Annotated in this window: 22 protein-coding genes; 9 read left to right on the top strand and 13 right to left on the bottom strand. The window is 61.7% G+C overall.

Features of this window, described 5'->3' with window-relative positions; genetic code table 11:
• Nucleotides 1–173 precede the first annotated feature (173 nt).
• On the bottom strand, nucleotides 174–785 hold the full coding sequence (locus VH564_RS09855; protein WP_423339648.1) for a DUF1236 domain-containing protein: 612 nt from the start codon (nucleotides 783–785) through the stop codon (nucleotides 174–176).
• A gap of 281 nt (nucleotides 786–1,066) precedes the next feature.
• Here VH564_RS09855 and VH564_RS09860 point away from each other — a divergent pair, with 281 nt between their 5' ends.
• Nucleotides 1,067–1,705 (top strand): MBL fold metallo-hydrolase, encoded by a 639-nt coding sequence (locus VH564_RS09860; RefSeq protein WP_423339984.1) that lies wholly within the window; start codon nucleotides 1,067–1,069, stop codon nucleotides 1,703–1,705.
• Nucleotides 1,706–1,767: 62 nt separating this feature from the next.
• Here the strand turns inward: VH564_RS09860 and VH564_RS09865 are convergent, their stop codons facing one another.
• The 4 genes from VH564_RS09865 to VH564_RS09880 form a co-directional block, all read right to left on the bottom strand.
• Nucleotides 1,768–2,187 carry a BA14K family protein gene (locus VH564_RS09865; RefSeq protein WP_423339649.1) on the bottom strand — a complete coding sequence of 140 codons (420 nt, stop codon included), beginning with the start codon at nucleotides 2,185–2,187 and terminating at the stop codon, nucleotides 1,768–1,770.
• A gap of 138 nt (nucleotides 2,188–2,325) precedes the next feature.
• Complete coding sequence (locus VH564_RS09870) at nucleotides 2,326–2,541, bottom strand: cold-shock protein (protein ID WP_423339650.1); 216 nt, start codon at nucleotides 2,539–2,541, stop codon at nucleotides 2,326–2,328.
• Between the two features lie 468 nt (nucleotides 2,542–3,009).
• Nucleotides 3,010–3,900, bottom strand: a complete 891-nt coding sequence (locus tag VH564_RS09875) for a DMT family transporter (RefSeq protein WP_423339651.1) — start codon at nucleotides 3,898–3,900, stop codon at nucleotides 3,010–3,012.
• 128 nt (nucleotides 3,901–4,028) lie between these two features.
• On the bottom strand, nucleotides 4,029–5,174 hold the full coding sequence (locus VH564_RS09880) for a PQQ-dependent sugar dehydrogenase (protein ID WP_423339652.1): 1,146 nt from the start codon (nucleotides 5,172–5,174) through the stop codon (nucleotides 4,029–4,031).
• A 231-nt stretch (nucleotides 5,175–5,405) separates the two neighbouring features.
• Here VH564_RS09880 and VH564_RS09885 point away from each other — a divergent pair, with 231 nt between their 5' ends.
• The 3 genes from VH564_RS09885 to VH564_RS09895 all read left to right on the top strand — a co-directional run bounded on the left by VH564_RS09885 (nucleotide 5,406) and on the right by VH564_RS09895 (nucleotide 7,361).
• Nucleotides 5,406–6,608 carry a pyridoxal phosphate-dependent aminotransferase gene (locus VH564_RS09885; RefSeq protein WP_423339653.1) on the top strand — a complete coding sequence of 401 codons (1,203 nt, stop codon included), beginning with the start codon at nucleotides 5,406–5,408 and terminating at the stop codon, nucleotides 6,606–6,608.
• Between the two features lie 104 nt (nucleotides 6,609–6,712).
• Complete coding sequence (locus VH564_RS09890; RefSeq protein ID WP_423339654.1) at nucleotides 6,713–6,973, top strand: type II toxin-antitoxin system Phd/YefM family antitoxin; 261 nt, start codon at nucleotides 6,713–6,715, stop codon at nucleotides 6,971–6,973.
• 1 nt (nucleotide 6,974) lies between these two features.
• Nucleotides 6,975–7,361, top strand: a complete 387-nt coding sequence (locus VH564_RS09895) for a type II toxin-antitoxin system VapC family toxin (RefSeq protein WP_423339655.1) — start codon at nucleotides 6,975–6,977, stop codon at nucleotides 7,359–7,361.
• A gap of 75 nt (nucleotides 7,362–7,436) precedes the next feature.
• Here VH564_RS09895 and VH564_RS09900 read toward each other — a convergent pair whose 3' ends face one another.
• Nucleotides 7,437–8,438 carry a calcium:proton antiporter gene (locus VH564_RS09900; protein WP_423339985.1) on the bottom strand — a complete coding sequence of 334 codons (1,002 nt, stop codon included), beginning with the start codon at nucleotides 8,436–8,438 and terminating at the stop codon, nucleotides 7,437–7,439.
• Between the two features lie 317 nt (nucleotides 8,439–8,755).
• Here VH564_RS09900 and VH564_RS09905 point away from each other — a divergent pair, with 317 nt between their 5' ends.
• Complete coding sequence (locus tag VH564_RS09905) at nucleotides 8,756–9,037, top strand: DUF2188 domain-containing protein (protein WP_423339986.1); 282 nt, start codon at nucleotides 8,756–8,758, stop codon at nucleotides 9,035–9,037.
• Nucleotides 9,038–9,074: 37 nt separating this feature from the next.
• On the opposite strand, the gene VH564_RS09910 is transcribed toward VH564_RS09905, so the two are convergent.
• Complete coding sequence (locus VH564_RS09910; RefSeq protein ID WP_423339656.1) at nucleotides 9,075–9,986, bottom strand: LysR family transcriptional regulator; 912 nt, start codon at nucleotides 9,984–9,986, stop codon at nucleotides 9,075–9,077.
• An 85-nt stretch (nucleotides 9,987–10,071) separates the two neighbouring features.
• Here VH564_RS09910 and VH564_RS09915 point away from each other — a divergent pair, with 85 nt between their 5' ends.
• The gene (locus tag VH564_RS09915; protein ID WP_423339657.1) at nucleotides 10,072–11,043 is read left to right on the top strand and encodes an NAD-dependent epimerase/dehydratase family protein; all 972 of its coding nucleotides are present in this window, start codon (nucleotides 10,072–10,074) and stop codon (nucleotides 11,041–11,043) included.
• Between the two features lie 92 nt (nucleotides 11,044–11,135).
• Here the strand turns inward: VH564_RS09915 and VH564_RS09920 are convergent, their stop codons facing one another.
• The 5 genes from VH564_RS09920 to trxB form a co-directional block, all read right to left on the bottom strand.
• Entirely contained in the window at nucleotides 11,136–12,260 is a 1,125-nt protein-coding gene (locus VH564_RS09920) for an alkene reductase (RefSeq protein WP_423339658.1), read from the bottom strand.
• Between the two features lie 37 nt (nucleotides 12,261–12,297).
• Nucleotides 12,298–13,467 carry an MFS transporter gene (locus VH564_RS09925; protein ID WP_423339659.1) on the bottom strand — a complete coding sequence of 390 codons (1,170 nt, stop codon included), beginning with the start codon at nucleotides 13,465–13,467 and terminating at the stop codon, nucleotides 12,298–12,300.
• Nucleotide 13,468: 1 nt separating this feature from the next.
• Complete coding sequence (locus tag VH564_RS09930; RefSeq protein ID WP_423339660.1) at nucleotides 13,469–13,762, bottom strand: ArsR/SmtB family transcription factor; 294 nt, start codon at nucleotides 13,760–13,762, stop codon at nucleotides 13,469–13,471.
• A gap of 539 nt (nucleotides 13,763–14,301) precedes the next feature.
• Nucleotides 14,302–15,198, bottom strand: a complete 897-nt coding sequence (locus VH564_RS09935; RefSeq protein ID WP_423339661.1) for a LysR family transcriptional regulator VtlR — start codon at nucleotides 15,196–15,198, stop codon at nucleotides 14,302–14,304.
• Nucleotides 15,199–15,221: 23 nt separating this feature from the next.
• Nucleotides 15,222–16,196 (bottom strand): thioredoxin-disulfide reductase, encoded by a 975-nt coding sequence (trxB, locus tag VH564_RS09940; RefSeq protein ID WP_423339662.1) that lies wholly within the window; start codon nucleotides 16,194–16,196, stop codon nucleotides 15,222–15,224.
• Here trxB and VH564_RS09945 point away from each other — a divergent pair.
• The 3 genes from VH564_RS09945 to VH564_RS09955 are packed head-to-tail and all read left to right on the top strand — an operon-like array spanning nucleotide 16,168 to nucleotide 17,822.
• Entirely contained in the window at nucleotides 16,168–16,401 is a 234-nt protein-coding gene (locus VH564_RS09945; RefSeq protein ID WP_423339663.1) for a hypothetical protein, read from the top strand. The genes trxB and VH564_RS09945 overlap by 29 nt on opposite strands.
• A 36-nt stretch (nucleotides 16,402–16,437) precedes the next feature.
• Complete coding sequence (locus VH564_RS09950) at nucleotides 16,438–16,905, top strand: Lrp/AsnC family transcriptional regulator (RefSeq protein ID WP_423339987.1); 468 nt, start codon at nucleotides 16,438–16,440, stop codon at nucleotides 16,903–16,905.
• A 2-nt stretch (nucleotides 16,906–16,907) separates the two neighbouring features.
• On the top strand, nucleotides 16,908–17,822 hold the full coding sequence (locus VH564_RS09955; RefSeq protein ID WP_423339664.1) for a glycosyl transferase: 915 nt from the start codon (nucleotides 16,908–16,910) through the stop codon (nucleotides 17,820–17,822).
• Here VH564_RS09955 and VH564_RS09960 read toward each other — a convergent pair.
• Nucleotides 17,786–18,838 carry a glycosyltransferase family 4 protein gene (locus tag VH564_RS09960; RefSeq protein ID WP_423339988.1) on the bottom strand — a complete coding sequence of 351 codons (1,053 nt, stop codon included), beginning with the start codon at nucleotides 18,836–18,838 and terminating at the stop codon, nucleotides 17,786–17,788. The genes VH564_RS09955 and VH564_RS09960 overlap by 37 nt on opposite strands.
• Nucleotides 18,839–18,849: the final 11 nt, after the last annotated feature.

An 18,849-nucleotide genomic window follows, 5' to 3' on the forward strand; every position in this document is an offset into this window, starting at 1 on the left:
ACGCCGGTGTCGTTGGCCGATTGAACGTCTTCCCGTGTTTGCAGGGTTTTGGCCGGGAAGGCGCCATGGGCGCGGTGCGACCGGGCTCTGGGAAAGCGCATCTCTTGCCCGATACCAGCCCGAACGACAAAAGGGCGACCGCAAGGCCGCCCTCCATGATCGAAACCGGACTATCAGTTGTAGACGTAGACGACGCGGCGCGTGCCGGGGTCAACCAGGACCCGCTGGCCGTTGATCCGGACATAGCTGTACTTATAGTCGGGAATGGTGCGCACCGTCACGGTCTGCGGGAGCTCGGTGCCAATGGCAACATCGCCCTGGTACTCGACGGCATCGACTGGATTTGCGTCGATGTAGGTCCGCACCGTGCCGGGCGGAGGGTCGATCGTGCCATCGCTGCGCACGGTACCGACGAGCTCGTCATCGGGGCTCGGCGAGACCGGCGGTGCGATTTCCTTTTGATAGGTGACGACGGGGACGCCGAGATCGCGGCCATGCTTTTCGACGACGACCGCGCCGCCGTCCTGGTCGACGGTCAGCGACTGGGCAAAGACCCATCCGCGCATGCCGTTGACATCGATGCGGCACCACTGGCCGCCCTCGACGCAGCCGTCGAGCGTGGCCTGCGAGCCGCGCGTCGCGGTTCCGACGGCGGGGTATTCTTCGCCCGGGCCGGATCTTAAATCCATGTCGGTGACGGTGGTGGCCAGCATTTCAGCGCGGGCGAGGCCAGCCGTCGACGCGAGAATGACGCCGGCGAGCAAGATGTTCTTGGACAGGATCATGGTATCACTCCGTGTTGACGAATTGTTGATCGCTGCGAAAACGCGGCATATCGGAGGAGGTTCCGGATTGACCGCCGGCGATGGCTAGCGCAGCGGCTGGGAAGCGCGAATTTGGCGTCCCGCCGAAACGCCAACGGGAAGGATCCGATCCGATTGTGGACGGTGTATCTACCGGATGAGGACGCCCTGAAACCGATTTCGAGCCACCTCGGGGCTGTCCCGGCGCGGATTTGCCGCTATAGGCAAGGTATCGTCATCCATAGCGCGAGGCCTCCATGGGTATGCTCCAGGCCGGTATCATCCCGGTCACTCCCTTCCAGCAGAACTGCACCATCCTGTTCGATCCCGACACCAAGGAAGGCGTGCTCGTCGATCCCGGCGGTGATGTCGACGTGATCCTGCAGACCGTCCAGGAAAACGGCATCACGCTCAAGGCTATCTGGCTGACCCATGGCCATATCGACCACGCCGGCGGCGCCAAGGAAGTCAAGGAAGCCCTGGGACTGGAGATCGTCGGGCCGCATGAGGATGACCTGCCGTTGCTGCAGGTCATAGAAGACCGCGGCCGGGCCTTCAACATCGAGGGCGTCCAGAACGTCACGCCGGACCGCTTCCTTAAGGACGGCGACACCGTTTCGTTCGGCGAGCACGAATTCCAGGTGTTCCACACGCCCGGCCATTCGCCCGGCCATGTCATCTATTTCAACAAGGCGCAGAATTTTGCCCATGTCGGCGACGTGCTGTTTCACGGCTCCATCGGGCGCACCGATCTTCCGGGCGGCAATCACCAGCAGTTGCTGGATTCGATCCGCGACAAGGTGCTGCCGCTGGGCGATGCCGTCGGCTTCATCTGCGGCCATGGACCGGGCGGGCAGATCGGCGAAGAGCGCCGCAGCAATCCCTATCTACGCGGCCTCTGACCTGCACAAAACAAAAGCGCCGCTCGGAAGCGGCGCTTGATTGCTGTGACGTATCGAAATGATCAGCCGGCGGTGCAGAAATGGCGGGCGCCGTCGTAGCCGACATAGGTGCCGGTGCGTCCGTCGAAGGTCGCATAGCGATCGTAGCAGTAGCGCGACCACTGGGGCGACCACGGACGCAGGCCACCTGCATAATAGGCCGGCGGCGGGGGTGGAGGCGCGTAGTAGGCGCGGCGCGGATAGTAATAGCGGGGCGGAGGAGGAGGGGCGTAGCCGTCGTCGTAGTAGTAGCCGGGCTCGACATAGCGCGGCTGGCTGGCGATGGCGGAGCCGACGATCAGGCCCGTTGCCAAGCCGGCAGCCCCAAGGCCCCAGGCGTTGCCGCGATGCCAATGGTCACCAGCCGAGGCGGGGGAGAGAGACGCAACCGTCAACGCGACAGCAGCGGCCGACATTAGAATGGTTTTGCCGAGAATCTTCATTGTCCTGTCCTTGCAGAGAAACTTGAACATTCGATGCTTAAGCTTCGATTGCGCCAATCTAGCGGCGGCAAGGTGAACCCAGGCTGAATATCAGGGGTTTTGGCGGCCTTCGAAAGCCCTTTGCCATCGGGCTTTTCGTTAGCGCGAAACCACCAGGTTTACGGCCTTCGGTCCCTTTCCGCGACGGTCTGGTTCGGTGTCGAAGCTGACTTTCTGGTTTTCCGTCAGGCCATCGAGGCCAGAGGCCTGCACGGCCGAAATATGCACAAAGATATCTGCGCCGCCATGATCCGGCTTGATGAAGCCGAAGCCTTTGTCGGTGTTGAAGAATTTTACGATCCCAGTCTCAGCCATGCCTCACGTCCTTCTCTCTCTGCCGGGAACCATTCCAGCAGCACCACTGTCTCAACCCATTCGGGCGTCTGAAGGCAGCTCCTGCAGAGTTAGGAAAGGATCCCGTCCCCAGCCTCGCTGCGAACGATCCACCTCATCGTCCTGCACAAGGCGGACCGGAATATCTGCGTTCCCGGCGCGCAGTTTTTGAAGGTCTTCCCCAGCTCGTAAACGCCCGAACGCGGGAAGTGTGCTGTCTTTGTTCGCCTTTGGCAAGGGAAAGTTTCGCAGCCAATTGAGCGCTTATCACGCTGTTTCCCAGAGCCTTTGAAAGGTTTCGTAGCAATTTTTCCGGGGAAAGCCCCAAGCCGGAATTTTTGCACCGTCAACGGGGATTTCGGCGTGAAAATATTCTCGCAAATGTGGTCGGCAGCGGCGGCCTTGCACAGCCCCTAACACGTCGCTAACTCGTCGGCGGCGACGGCCTTTTCATGCGGAGGGCGTGCGCCGTCGCAGGAGTTCCGGGACGACTTCGACGATAAGCATGGCGCCGAACATCAGGGCACAGCCGAGATAACCGATCGGCGAAATCGTCTCGCCCAGGATCAGCGCGCCGAGGGCCGCGCCGAACAACGCTTCCGAGGAGAGGAAGATCGCCGCCTGCGACGAGGTGGTATAGCGCTGGCCGATAACCTGCAGTGCGAAGGCAAGGCCTGAGGAGAAGATGCCGACATAGAGGATCTCGCCGAGCGTGGCGCGAATGACGTCAAAGCTGATCGGCTCGAGCACGGCTGCAACGACGACGCCGATAATGCCCGTGACCGCGAACTGCACGGCAGAAAGGGTGAGTGGCCGGCCGCTTTCGGTGACCGCTGCGCCGGCAAGGGTGATCTGGATGGCCCAGAAGACGGCGCAGACGACGGTCCACATGTCGCCGACAGTCAGCTTCGACAGGGCACCCCCCGACAACAGGAAGATGCCGGCAAAGGCCATCAGCGCGCCGGGCCAGACGATCCAGTGCGGCGGGCGGCGCAGAATGCCAACGGCAATCAGCGGTACGAAGACGACGTAGAGGCCGGTAATGAAGCTTGAATTGGTGACTGTCGTCGTGAGAAGGCCGACCTGCTGGGTCGCCGCACCTCCGAAGAGGGCAAGGCCGATGAGAATGAAGGCGCGCCAGTGCCTCATGTTCACGGGTGCCGTTGCCTTGCGGTGCTCCAGCCAGGCAAAGGGCAGGATAACGACCGTTGCGACGACGAAGCGCAGCCCGATAAACCAGAAGGGACCGATCGCCTGCATGGCGGTCGACTGGGCAACGAAGCCGCCGCCCCAGATGGCCGCTGCCAGCAACAGTAAGAGATTCGCCTGTACGCGCGTCATGGCTACACTGGAAGTTGGAAGAGAGAGAAGGCGCCAACCGGCACAATGAAGGGCCGCCTGTTAGCAGTTGCTCCCAAGCGCGACAAGGCCATTATGCCCGCGCGCTGTCAGCCTGGGAACGGTGGGCCTCATCGGACGGCGCGGGAGACCCTCAGCAGTGTGCCATCCGTGGCATCCGTAGTGATCAAAAGAGCGCCATCAGGTGCGACGACAACATCGCGCAGACGGCCGAAATCGCCGGTGAACATCCGTTCGCGCTCGATGATCTTACCGGTGGCATCCTTCTCCAGCCGCGAGATCAGCTTGAATTTGAGGGCCGCGACAAGGAAATCGCCATCCCACTCAGGGAACATCTTGCCGCGATAGACCGCAAGCCCGCCGGGCGCAATCGAGGGATCCCAGTAGAACAGCGGCTGCTCCATTCCAGCTTTTTCGGTGCCGACACCGATCTTCTCGCCCGAGTAGTCGCGCCCATAGGTGATGACAGGCCATCCGTAGTTCTTTCCGGCCTCGGGATGGTTGATCTCGTCGCCGCCCTTGGCGCCGTGCTCGACGGTGTAGAGCGTGCCATCGGCGCTGTCGAAGGTGATGCCTTCCGGATTGCGGTGACCCTTCGACCAGATTTCCGGCAGCGCCTTGGCGCCGTCCCTGAACGGATTGTCGACGGGTATGCTGCCATCCGCGTTGATATGGATAATCGAGCCGGCGTCGTCCCGGAAGTCCTGGGCGCGGTCCATCTCGCCGCGGTCGCCGAGCCCGACGAACAGGCTGCCATCCCGCGCTATGGCGATGCGGGCCCCGAATTGCAGGCCGCCGCCGCTGAGCTTGTTCATCAGGAAAAGGCGATTGACGTCATCGAGCTGCTTTTCGTCCTTGGACAGGACGGCGCGGTAGATCGCGGTGCCGATGCCGCCTTGTCCGGAAACCGTTGCAGTGAAGTAGAGGGTACGGTTGGTTGGGAACTGCGGATCGAGGGCGACATCGAGCAAGCCGCCCTGGCCGCTGGCCGAAATCTTCGGCAGACCTGACACCGGACTACCCACCTTGCCGTCCCGCACGATGCGTAGCGCACCCGGCCGCTCGGTGACGATGTAGGCGCCATCCGGAAGCACCTGGACTGCCCAGGGATGATCCAGTCCGCTGGCGACCGTCTCCACCTGAACCCGGACCTTGTCCGTCTCGATCACCTTGGTTTCCTCGTCGGCGAAGGACGGGAGGGCGGCCAGAAGTGTGGCGGACAGGGCGAAAACTCGTTTGACGGTCTGCAGGCGCATATCATCTCCCCGGATCGATCTCTGGCTGATCTGGGAAAGGATAGCACCGCTTCAAGCCATCGGCTGTGTCGCTCACGCCATCGTGTCACGGGCGAGCGTGGGAAGGCTCACAAATAACGTCCCGGTGACGCCTTTCCCCTTGAAACGTTGTCGTACATTCGACATAGACCTTACCGCAGAAAACTGGTCCCACAGCGTTTCTGTTGTCTCAACCGAATAGGACCGATCATCATGGCCTTTCTTGCCGACGCTCTTTCCCGTGTGAAGCCTTCCGCCACCATCGCCGTTTCCCAGAAAGCGCGCGAGCTGAAAGCCAAAGGACGCGACGTGATCGGGCTTGGTGCCGGTGAGCCGGATTTCGACACGCCCGACAATATCAAGCAGGCAGCCATCGACGCGATCAACCGCGGCGAGACGAAGTACACGCCGGTTTCGGGCATCCCGGAACTGCGCAAGGCGATTGCCGCGAAGTTCAAGCGCGAAAACGGTCTCGAATACAGCTGGGAGCAGACGATTGTCGGCACCGGCGGAAAGCAGATTCTTTTCAACGCCTTCATGGCGACGATGAACGCGGGCGATGAAGTCATCATCCCGGCGCCTTATTGGGTATCCTACCCGGAGATGGTGGCGCTGTGCGGCGGTACGCCTGTTTTCGTGGCGGCCACGCAGGAGAACAATTTCAAGCTGACGGCGGCCGATCTCGAAAAGGCGATCACGCCGAAGACGAAATGGTTCCTGTTCAACTCGCCGTCCAACCCGACGGGGGCAGCCTATACCCATGCCGAGTTGAAGGCGCTCACGGACGTGCTGGTCAAGCACCCGCATGTCTGGGTGCTGACCGACGACATGTACGAGCACCTGACCTTCGGCGACTTCAAGTTCGTCACGCCTGTTGAAGTCGAGCCTACCCTCTACGACCGGACGCTGACCATGAACGGCGTCTCTAAGGCCTATGCCATGACCGGCTGGCGCATCGGCTATGCCGCCGGTCCGCTGGCGCTGATCAAGGCGATGGACATGATCCAGGGTCAGCAGACTTCGGGCGCGTCGTCGATCGCCCAGTGGGCCGCCGTCGAGGCCTTGAACGGACCGCAGGACTTCATCGCCGCCAACAAGAAAATCTTCGAAGGTCGTCGCGATCTGGTCGTCGGCATGCTCAACCAGGCGAAAGGCCTTTCCTGCCCGGTTCCGGAAGGCGCGTTCTACGTCTACCCGTCCTGCGCAGGCCTGATCGGCAAGACCGCACCATCGGGCAAGGTCATCGAGAACGATGAGGACTTCGTCACGGAACTGCTGGAATCGGAAGGCGTAGCCGTCGTCCACGGCTCGGCCTTCGGCCTCGGCCCCAACTTCCGCATCTCCTATGCGACGTCGGAAGAGCTGCTCGAGGAAGCCTGCCGCCGCATCCAGCGCTTCTGCGGCGCCTGCAAGTAAGGTTTCGACTGATTGAGTTTTTGAAGGCCCGTCATAAATGGCGGGCCTTTTGCGTGTCCATAGGTCGAATTGACGATATCTCAGCGTGTGGATACACTCTGCCAATGAAAACCGTGTCGCTCAGAGATGCCCGAAATCGTCTGACGGAACTCGCCCGCGAAGTCGAGGACGGGCAGGTGATCGTGGTGACCCGCAATGGACGCCCGGTTTTCGACCTTGTGCCGCATAAGCATCAGCCTGGATTGAATGTGGAGGCAGGGGAAAGCTTTCTGCGATCCAAAGGCATCGTCCGCACCGTTGGATTTGTCGCTGATGACTTCGACGAACCGCTGGCGGAAGACTTCCTTTTAAAGCCACTGTCCTGACATGCTTCTCCTGCTGGACACGCATGTCGTTTTGTCGCTCGTCCAGGGCGATATCGCTCAACGATTTCCAGCTATCGCATCGTCGCTGTCTGAGAAGACGGCGCTCAATTTTGCGAGTGTCGACACCCTTTGGGAGATCGCGATCAAGACGAGGTTGGGCAAACTGGCGTCGAGAATTCCTTTGGATGTGATCCCGACTTACCTTCAGGCGCTGGGACTGGAGATACTGCCGATAAACATAGCGCACGTGATGACCGTTGCCGATCCTGAACCGCAAACTCGCGATCCTTTCGACCGGCTTCTGATTGCTCAATGCCAGGTCGAAGGAATGAAGCTCGTAACGGTTGATCGCGCTTTGGTCGGGCATCCGATGGCTTTTCGGCAATAGCCCTCGACCTGCCAACCCGCTTTAACTGGTTGCCAGCTTGAATCCGCACGCTCACCTATCCCCTTGATTAAAGACTCAAAGTCCTAGCCCGGTCAGCATGACGAAGGTGGCGAACAGGATGAAGTGGGTCATGCCTTCGATGGCATTGGTCTCGCCGTCGTTGAGGTTGATCGCGGCGGCAATCAGGGTGATGGTCACCATCACCGTCTGTACGGGGGACATCGCCATGACGAACGGCTGGCCGGTGTAGAGGGCTATCCCCTCCATGACCGGCACGGTCAGAATGACGGTTGATAGCGAGGCGCCCATGGCGATGTTGACGGTGGCCTGCATGCGGTTGCGGAGCGCCGCGCGAAGGGCGGTGAGGATTTCGGGCGCGGCCGAGATCGATGCGACCACGACTGCGGCGATGGCCGGCGGCGCGCCACTGTCTTTCAATCCAACGGCCATGAAGGCCGACATGAACTCGGCGAGAACGCCGATGATGACCACACCGACGATGATCGTGACGATCGACACGACAGTCGAGTCCTCGGTGTGCTCGGCTTCCGAGGTGCTGCGCTTCTTCTCGTTGCGCGGATAGCTGTAGCTGAAGAAATAGCTGTGCTGGCCGACCTGCATGCGCAGGAAGAGGCCATAGAGCGCAATCATCGCGCAGATGGTGAAGGCCGAATAGTAGTGCCACTTGGCTTCCGGTATGAACTCCGGAACGATCATCGAAATGCCCATGGCGGTCAGGATCATGACGCCATAGGTCTTGCCTGAGTCATCGTTATAGGATTGCTCGCCGTGCTTGAGTCCACCCAAGAGGGCGGCAAGGCCGAGGATGCCGTTGATGTCGAGCATGACCGCGGAATAGATCGTGTCGCGCACCAGCGTCGGCGAGCTTTCGCCTGTCATCAGGATAGCGAGGATAATGACTTCGACGGCCACGGCGGCCAGTGTCAGGATCATGGTCCCGTAGGGGTCTCCGACCTTGGTCGCCAGAACCTCGGCGTGGTGGGCAACGCGGATCGAGGCAAGGACGATGGTGGCGATCAGGGCTGCCGCACCGATCAAGGCAGCGGTCCGCCCCATCTCCAGCACGGCGTGCTCGCAGAGATAGGCGCCCACGGCGACGGCGACGGCGACCAGCAACAGTCGCTCTTCCTTCAGAATAGTCGTTATGGTCAACGGCCCCGGTCCCCTTGATTACCCCGCTCTATCTAAAGCAATGATCCGCTACATCAAGCGCCGTGGGAAGCTCAAGTTGATGTCGGCGTCGTTTGGTGGAATACTCTCTGCTGGCGCAGCGATAGTGGTGCAGGCCTGACGGTGAGGATGCTCCTGAATGATCCCGCCGCGGGATCCGCGCTGTAGCCGCAGGCTTGCAGGAAGAAGGGGAGGCAATGCGAATGGTCAAGGTCACCTACGAAGTCGTGCCGCATGATGGCGGCTGGGCCTACAAGCTTGCTGGTGTTTACTCCGAGACATTTCCCACCCATTCCGACGCCCTGCAGGCCGCACGCATCGTCGCTGCAGAACAACAGGTCGGGGGCGAGCCGGCCGAAATCAGCTATCAGGACGAAAAAGGCAAGTGGCACGAGGAATATACCGATGGCGGCGATCGCCCGGAGACCGAGGTCGTCGACGTCGACTGGACCACCCGTGCCGATGGCGCCGCGCCGAAAACCTGATTGGCGTGGTCCAGGCTCGGCCTCTCTTCGTTATCCGTCATTCCGGACCCGGGCCTGCTGTAGGGTCCATGTAGCCGAGTAGCCCGGCTACAAGTGCGTCGAAAGTGACGCGGCAGCGGGGCGAGGTCCTAAGATTTTCGTGCATCGCGACCCAAGTGCCAAGCGGCAGGGAGATGTCGGGGAGCAGATGCTCCAGGTCGGAACTGGCCCGGCCGAGAGGGTGCTGGCAGAGACCTATGCCGAGGCCGGCGCGGATGGCGGCCAGTTGTGCCAAGCTGCTGTCGGCCTTGAAGGTGAAACGCTCGGGATCGACAATCGGGAAGCGCCGCATCATCGTCCTGATGTAGGCGCTTTCGCGATCGAAGCCGACGAGGCGATGCTGCGACAGATCGGCCAGCGCCAAAGGGCGGCCATGGCGTTCGATGTAGCGACGGTGGGCGAAGAAGCCGAGCGGGATGTCGCCGATCCGGCGGACGACAAGGGCCGCCTGCGACGGCTCGGCCATCCGGACGGCAATGTCAGACTGCCTCTGCAGCAGATCCTCCAGGGCGTCCGAGACCGACAGCTCAATCGTCAGGCCAGGGTAACTGTCCTGCAACTTCGCCAGGATCGGCGGCAGTACTTCGACGCCGATGACTTCGCTGGCACTGATGCGGACGGTGCCCGAGACCTCGCCCCGTCGTCCCGAGGCGCTGCGCAGCAAGGCAGCGGCGGTGGCAGCCAGCGTCTCGGCGTAGGGTCGCAAATCGGTCGCGGCATCGGTGGGAAGCAGACCCGTCTGCGAGCGGGTAAACAGCTCGGCACCGATTGCCTGTTCCAGCGCATCGATGTGACGCCCGATCGTCGGTTGTGTCAGTCCCAGCTCCCGTGCAGCGGCCGAGAGCGAACCCTGCTGCAGCACAGCCAGAAAGCTTCGATAGAGGTCCCATCCGGGCTCATTCTTTTCCATACATTTTCGTATAGATTATCAACGCGTTTCGTCAATTCCGTTTAATCCAGTTAAAGCGCATCCTGCCTTCATCGAGCCAATGGAGATGACGATGAAGAATGATACGGCAAGGCAGGAGAGGGCGCTGATACTCGGTGCTTCAGGCGGGATCGGCGGCGCGGTTGCCCGCGGTCTCAAGGCGCGTGGCTGGGAGGTCGTGGCGCTCAATCGTGATCCGGACAAAGCCGCGCTGAAGGCCCCCGACTTCCGATGGATCAAGGGCGATGCCATGACGCCGGGCGACGTCCTGCGCGCAGCCCAAGGTGTCAGCCTTATCGTCCACGCCGTCAATCCGCCCGGCTACAGCAACTGGGGCCAACTGGTGCTGCCGATGATCGACAATACGATTGCTGCGGCGAAGGCTGTCGGCGCGCGCATCGTGCTGCCGGGAACGGTTTACAATTTCGGGCCTGATACCTTTCCGCTTCTGCGCGAGGACAGTCCGCAGCATCCCACAACAAGGAAGGGAGCGATAAGGGTCGAGATGGAGCGGCGTCTGGAGACGGCAGCGGCCCAGGGCGTGCCCATCATCATCGTCCGGGCAGGCGACTTTTTTGGCCCGCAGGCCGGGTCCAGTTGGTTTTCTCAAGGTCTGGTCAGCGCAGGCAAGCCGGTGACCTCGGTGACTTATCCAAGCAGGGCGGGGATCGGCCACCAGTGGGCCTATGTCCCCGACGTTGCGGAAACGATGATCCGACTTGTCGAGCGCGGCGATCGGCTACCGGCCTTTGCAGTCTATCACATGCAAGGGTTCTTCGATGGCGACGGTCGCGGGATGATCGCGGCGGTCGAGCGCGTGGTTGGACGACGCGTCAAGGTTCGCAAATTTCCCTGGTGGATCCTGCCGCTGGCAGCCCCGTTCGTCACCGTCATGCGCGAGATGCGCGAGATGCGCTACCTCTGGCAAATGCCCCTGCGGATGCCAAACGACAGGCTGGTGGCCGCGCTTGGTGAAGAACCTCACACGCCGATCGACATCGCGGTGCGGGAGACACTGGAGTCCATGGGCAGTCTCTGAAGGGAAAACTTTGCAACGGGAACGGCCCCCGGAGGCTGTGCCAGCTTTCCGAGGGCCGTTCGTGGTGCGGCATATCTTTTCGTCAGTTCCGATCAGGCGGCGCTGTCGAGTGTCGGATAGTCCGTATAGCCTTCCTCGCCGTTGACGGCACCGTAGAGCTTGGAGGGGTCCATCGGGGTCAGCGTCGCATCCAGCTTCAGGCGCTCCACCAGGTCGGGATTGGAGATGAACGGACGACCGAAGGCGACGACATCGGCCTTGCCGCTTTCGACGGCCTCGATCGCCATCTGGCGGTCATAGCCGTTGTTGACCATCCAGGCTGCCTTGCCGCCAGCCGCCTGGTAGGCAGCGCGCAGCGCCTGGTAATCGAATGGCGCGTCGCCCTGCTTGAAGTCACGCGGGCCGCCGGTCTGTCCCTCGATGACATGGATGTAGGACAGGCCGTATCTCGCCAGTCCTTCGACCACGTAGGTGAACAGAGGCTGCGGCTGCGGATCGCTGGAATCGCCTGCGGCGGTGACCGGGGACAGGCGGATGCCGGTCACTCCGGCGCCGATTTCCTTGGTGATTGCTTCCACCACTTCGAACAGGAAGCGGGCGCGGTTCTCGATCGAGCCGCCATACTGGTCCGTGCGGTCGTTGACGCCGGAGCGCAGGAACTGGTCGATCAGGTAGCCGTTGGCCGCATGGATCTCGACGCCGTCGAAGCCGGCGTCGATGGCTGCGCGTGCGGCCTTGCGGTAGTCTTCGACGATGCCCGGAAGTTCGGCGGTCTCAAGCGCCCGCGGCTCCGAGGTGGGCACGAAAGCGCCCTTGCCGTCCTCGATGATAAAGGTCTTGGCGTCCGCCTGCTTGTTGGTCGAGGAGACCGGCTTGCCGCCATCGGGCTGCAGGCTCGTATGGGAGATGCGCCCGACATGCCAAAGCTGAACCACCATCTTGCCGCCAGCCTGGTGGACGGCATCGTTGACCTTGCGCCAGCCGTCCAGGGCCTCCTGGGTGTAGAGACCCGGTACGTCGGCATAGCCCTGGCCCTGGTGGCTGATGGCGGTAGCCTCGGTGATGATCAGCCCGGCGCTGGCGCGCTGGACGTAATAGGTGACGTTCAGCGCGTTCGGCACGGCGCGGGGCGAGTGGTTGCGCGTCAGCGGTGCCATGACAATGCGGTTGGCAATGGCGATATCGCCGAGCTTGGTGGGTTCGAACAATTTGGTCATGGGAGGTCCTTGTTGTTGGTGGCTGGGAGGTAGGGGGTTATTCGGCGGCGGCAAGGGTCTTGCGCCGGGCGCCGGGGGAGGCAAATGTGAGGGCGACAATACCGAGCCCGATCAGTGCCAAGGCGGCTGAGGCGAGCGGTACGCGGGTGAGCGCGAAGCCGTGATCGATGACCACACCGCCTGCCCAGGCACCCAGCGCGTTGCCGACATTGAAGGCGCCGATGTTGATGGTGGAAACGAGATTCGGCGCATCCTTGCCGTAGCGGACCACACCGATCTGCAGGGCAGGGACCGCGGCAAAGGTGACAAGGGCCCAGAGAAACAGGGTGATCTCGGCAGGGATCAGGCTGCTGCTTGTGAAGCCGAAGGCGGTCGAGGTCACTGCGATCGCCGCGAAGCTCAGGGCAAGACTGGTGCCGAGCCGCCAATCTGCGAGCTTGCCGCCGACGAGATTGCCGACGGTCAGCCCGAGACCGATCAGGAATAGCGTCCAGGTAACGCCACCAGGCGATACGCCGGTCACATCGCGAAGGATCGGCGCCACATAGGTGAACAAGGCAAACATGGCCGCTGAGAAAAAGACCGTCATCAGCATCGACAGCCAGAGACCAATGCCGCGCAATGCAGAAATTTCGCTCAGAATGTCGCTTTTCGCTGCGGTTTCGGATTTCGATAGCACCAGCATCAGGCCGGCGATCGATGCTGCGCCCATGACGGCAACGGCCCAGAAGGGGGCGCGCCAGCCGAAAGATTGGCCGAGAGCTGTACCGAGCGGCACACCCAGGACATTGGCGAGCGTCAGCCCCGTAAACATCAGCGCCACTGCGCTCGCCTTGCGGTCGCTGGCGACGAGGCTTGCCGCGACGACCGAGCCGATGCCGAAGAAGGCGCCATGGCAGAGGGCTGTGACGATGCGGGCGATCATCAGCACCCAGTAGCTCGGGGCAAGCGCGCACATCAGGTTGCCGAGGATAAAGATGCCCATGAGAAGGATCAACGTCGAGCGCCGGCGCAGGTGGGCAGTGGAGATGGCCATGATCGGGGCGCCTATGGCAACGGCCAGCGCGTAGCCGGTGACCAGCCAACCGGCCTCTGGAATGGTGACGGCAAGGTCGCCGGCGACGTCCGGCAGCAGGCCGAGCACGACGAATTCGGTCGTGCCGATCGCGAAAGCGCTCAGCGCAAGGACGAAAAGGGCGATGGGCAATTTACAGTTCCTTGTGCAATTGAGCTAGGAATTCGGCGATGACCGGTTCGTTGCGCTTGTAGAATACCCACTGACCAATCCGCTTGGTCGTGACCAGGTCGGCGCGCAGAAGGGTTCCGAGATGGGCGGACACGGTGGATTGCGACAGGCCGCACAATTCGAACTGACCGGCGCAGACGCCGAACTCCAGCGACTGGTGCTGCTCAGAAAAGTGCTTTTCCGGCTCCTTCAGCCAGTTCAGGATTTCCAGCCTAGCCGGATGAGCCAGGGCCTTGAGGATTTCGTCGCGATCCATGGTGTCACCTGTATCGTGTATCATCGATATGAATATCGAGCAAAAGCGATACAAGGGAAGTGGTGATCACGAAAACGTTATGGATTGGCAGATGAAAAATTAGGCAAAAAAAGAGGGCCACCGGTAAACCGGGGCCCTATAGGTATGAAGGTTAAAAACCTTCAGAGGGGAACAGCTTCTGCGGTGGAACTGGGAGGTAAAAGCCACCATGTGCATCAGCTGCGTGCAATATGTCTGCATTTTGGGCAGGTGGCAACGATTTTTTGTGCACGGCAGCTATGCGTTTGTGCGCTGCAGCGACGCGAAGCGAAAAAATTCCAAAAAAAGAGGGCCACCGGTAAACCGGGGCCCTATAGGTATGAAGGTCAAAAACCTCCAGAGGGGAACAGCTTCTGCGGTGGAACTGGGAGGAAAAGCCACCATGTGCATCAGCTGAGTGCGATATGGTGGTTAAATGTGCAGTCAACAACGGCTAAATCTGCATGCCAGCCGTGCGCCAAATGCATGGATGAAGCGGCGCTTTGGCCTTGCCGCCCCGTTCAGAAATTCCAGTTACGCGCCTTCGCGACGATGAAGTCCCTGAAGACCTTCAGTTTTGCGGCGTTCTTCATTTCATCGGGATAGGCGAAGTAGGTATCGAAAGACGGCACGTCAGCATTGAGCGAAAGCTGGATGAGGCCAGGGTCGCGGCCAACAATATAGTCCGGCAGCACGGCAATTCCGATCCCGAGCAGGCAGGCGCGCTTGATCGAGGTCTGGCTGTTGATCTGCAGATGCGACAGGCGCTTGTTGTCCGACGAGCGTCCGGCAACTTCAAGCCAGTTGATGTCGAGCAGATATTGTGGAGCCGGCTCGCCGAAGGAGATGATCCGGTGATCGTCGAAATCGTCGACGGATTGCGGCTCGCCGTGGCGATTGATGTAGGATGGCGCGGCATAGACGTGCATGTGCACGGTGAACAGCTTGCGCTGGATCAGGTCGGATTGCTGCGGCTGGCGCAGGCGGATGGCGCAGTCGGCATGGCGCATGTTGACGTCCAGTTCCTCGTTGTCGAGGATCAGCTGGATCTGCATGTCGGGATAGAGCTGCAGGAATTCCTGGATCTTGTCGGTCAGCCAGCCCTGGCCGAGGCCGACGGTCGTGGTGACGCGCAGCTTGCCGCTCGGCTTGTCCGTCGTTTCCGTCAGCTGCATCTTGACGGTTTCGAGCTTCAGAAGCACGTCATGGGCGGTGCGGTAGAGCAGTTCGCCCTGTTCCGTCAGGATGAGGCCGCGGGCGTGGCGGTGAAACAGCTTGATGCCGACGTCCTGTTCGAGGGCGCTGACCTGGCGGCTGATGGCGGATTGGGACAGATGCAGCTTGTCGGCCGCATGGGTGAACGATCCGGCTTCGGCAGCCGCGTGAAAAATACGCAGCTTGTCCCAGTCCAATGGCATCCCGCTCCCCCTCATCGGCTGTCTCACTCCGCAGCCACGGCAACTGGCATGTGCCCGGTCAAGTAGCGCTCCGCTTCCAGCGCCGCCATGCAGCCCATGCCGGCGGCGGTGATGGCCTGGCGGAAGGTGTCGTCGGTGACATCGCCGGCCGCATAGATGCCCTCAACGTTGGTGGCGGTCGAATCGGGGGCGGTCCAGAGGTAGCCGTTGTCCTTGAGTTTGAGCTTGCCTTTGAAGAGTTCGGTTGCGGGCGCATGGCCGATGGCTACGAACACGCCGTCAATCGGCATGTCGGTGATCGTGCCTGCCTTGATGTCGTGCAGCCTGACGCCGGATACGGATGGCGGCATCGGCGGCTTGGCCGGCGTGCCGGTGATCTCTGCCACTTCCGAATTCCACAGCACCCGAACATTCGGCTTTTCGAACAGCCGTTCCTGCAGGATGCGTTCGGCGCGGAAGAAGTCGCGGCGATGGACCACCGTCACGGAGCGGGTGATGTTGGAAAGATAGAGCGCTTCCTCGACGGCCGAATTGCCACCACCGACGACGATGACGTCCTTGTTGCGGTAGAAGAAGCCGTCGCAGGTGGCGCAGGCGGAGACGCCGAAGCCCTGGAAATGCTGCTCGCTCTCTATGCCGAGCCACTTGGCCTTGGCGCCCGTGGCGATGATCAAAGTATCGGCCGTCCAGACCGTGCCGGAATCCGTCCGCAAGAGGAAGGGGCGGCGTGAGGTGTCGACCTCGGTGACGAGGTCGTTGACGATCTCGGTACCGACGTGCTTGGCCTGCTGCAGCATCTGCTCCATCAACCAGGGGCCCTGGATCGGATCGGCGAAGCCCGGATAGTTTTCGACATCGGTGGTGATCATCAGCTGGCCACCCTGTTCCATGCCGGCGATCAGCACCGGCTTCAGCATGGCACGCGCGGCATAGACTGCAGCCGTATAGCCGGCAGGGCCGGAACCAATGATGAGCACCTTCGTGTGGCGGGCAGACATGGTGGAAGTCCTTTCAATGGCGGCGCGGGGGAAGCATCGGCCGACCAGCGGCTTTTCTCGGGCGATCCCCATGCGCCGCTTCATTTATGATTGTCGCATGCAATTATTCAAGGGCAGCCTTGCATTACCAACAGGGCAAATCAACTTCGGGCAAGAATCGGGCGTGATCCTGAAACATTGTTGCGAATTTCTTCCCTTTATATAGAAGGTGCGGCGGGAGATTACAAAGAAAGGCATGACTGTGCTGCGGGCAGAACTCGACGCCATCGACATTAAGATTCTCCGCGAACTGCAGCAGGACGGCCGCATGACGAATGTCGAGCTCGCCGACCGTGTCGGCATATCGGCGCCGCCCTGTCTGCGCCGAGTGCGCAAGCTCGAGGAAGCCGGCATCGTCGAGGGCTACCATGCCATGCTCAACAGCCCGAAGCTGGGCTTCGATCTGGTCGCCTTCTGCATGGTCGGGCTCAAGCACCAGTCGGAAAGCAATCTCAAGGCCTTTGCCGCCACCACGCTCGAATGGCCGCTGGTGCGCCAGGCATGGATGGTTTCGGGCGACAGCGACTTTCTGCTCCATTGCGTCGCCCAGAACCTGACGGTCTTCCAGGACTTCGTCATAGAGATCCTGACCGCTAACGAGCACGTCGACGCCGTGCGCACCATGCTGACGATCCGCCAAGTCAAGAAGCTGGGATTGGTGGAACTCTAGGCATGTCCGATCGCCCCTGGCACCGTTCCCTGATCAAAACCGGCACTCGCCTGTTGCTCGGCAGTGCCCGCGCCCATTTCCAGGATCGGTTTCCGGGATTGAGTCTCGTGCGGGCGACCGCGAGCACGCTCGGCACGGTGGATTACAGGGGCAAGCCGGTGGCAAGGCTTGCGAGCGCCTCACTGCTTCGGGCGCAGGCGGGCGACGAGGTGTCGATCGTCGGTTCGGGACCGTCCATTGCCGGCAACGAACTTAGCGGGTTGCCGCCGCGGACTGCCATTCTGCTCAACGGCGCGATCAGCCTCTGGGGCGGCCCGATCATGGCGCCGCTTGCGATCGCCGTCGAGGACGAGCGGTTCATATGGCGGCATTTCGATCTCCTGAAGCAGCGCGTCAGCGACCAGACGCCATGCCTGTTTTCCGTCGAGGTGCTTCGGGCGATCTGCGAGATCGATCCTGGCTTTCTCCGGGAGCGGACGATCGTGCTGATCGACGACATCCGCAAGCCCTACGGCGTCAGGCGACGGCGGTACGACCTCATCGAGACCTTCGATTTCGCACTGCGCGATGTAGCCAGCAATGCCGGCCTGTCCTTCGATCCTGATAGGGGCGTGTTTCGTGGCGGCTCGGTCTCGGTGTCGGCGCTGCAATTCGCGCTGTTCTGCGCGCCCAAGAGCATCGGCCTGTTCGGCATCGACATTTCCAATGCGCAGCAGCCGCGTTTCTACGAGACCAAGGGCAGCATGGCCGCCTCCGGAATAGCGCAGGCAGAGGCGCGCATCGTCGCGCATTTCGTGCTGGCGCGAAAGGTGGCGGCGGAGCGGGGCATCGCCATCCTCAATTTCTCACCCGTCTCGGCGCTGATCGGCGCCGGCTTCGGCTATGACGACCGTTTTTCGCCGAGCAGGTCGGCATAGACGTCGCCAATCGCCGTCGCTTCCTTTTCCAGAGCGAAATTGCTGCGCACGTGGACCACGGCGTACAGGCCTTGGCGACGGGCCTCGTCGGGATCGTCCAGATAGGTCCTTATCGCTGCCGTCAGCGCTTCACCGTCGCCGGCCGCAACCACCATGCCGGTCTCTCCAGGCACGATCATCTCCGCATAGGCCCCGGCATCCGAGGCGACGACGACGGTCTGCGAGGCCATGGCTTCCAGTGGCGTCAGGCCGAAACCCTCGTTGCGGGATGGGGCAACGTAGAGCGTTGCGCGCCGATACCAGGGACGGATATCGTCGACCTCGCCCATGAAGCGAATGCGGTCGGCAAGACCGGCCTCTGCCACGGATTTCACCAATCCATCGGCGAAAGCGCGATGCTCCGGCGTCACCCGGCCGCAGACGATTGCTGTCCAATCCGGATGGCTCGGTAGCAGATCGATCATCGCCTGGACGAAGAGGTCGGTGCCCTTCTGATGGCGAACGCGGCCAAAACAGCCGACGAGATAGCGACCGGGCAGGTCGGTGGCGCTGATCCGATCGGCCGGCACCTCTGGCGGATGAAACAGGTTCAGATCGACGCCGTGCTGGATCACCCTGTGCGGTACCTGCAGAAAACTGCCGGACCGTGTACTGGTGGCGATGACGGCATGCATGCGGCGGATGAGGAAGCGGGTATAGGCGGAATGGCGACGCTGGGCGGCGGAGGTGAACAGCAGTTTCAGCGGCATGTGCAACACCGTGCGCAGGAAGAGGCCGAACAACATTTCGTTGTTGCGCCGTGCGTGCCAGACCCGAACCCTATAGCGGCGCGGCCGAAGCCAGAGGCCGGGTAATTGTCTCCACCCCAGTTTTGGCAGATGCGGGGGCAGGCCGGGGCCGAGGGTGGCAATGCGCGTGCCGAGCGCAACCTGCTTCGGAACGAGCTGAACGATTGTCGAGGTGACCCCCGACAACCGTCGCTTGAAATTTGGCGCGATGATCTCGATGTCGCGCAGATCGCTTGCCA

This window comes from Rhizobium sp. HT1-10 (assembly GCF_049472505.1).
Taxonomy (GTDB): domain Bacteria; phylum Pseudomonadota; class Alphaproteobacteria; order Rhizobiales; family Rhizobiaceae; genus Rhizobium.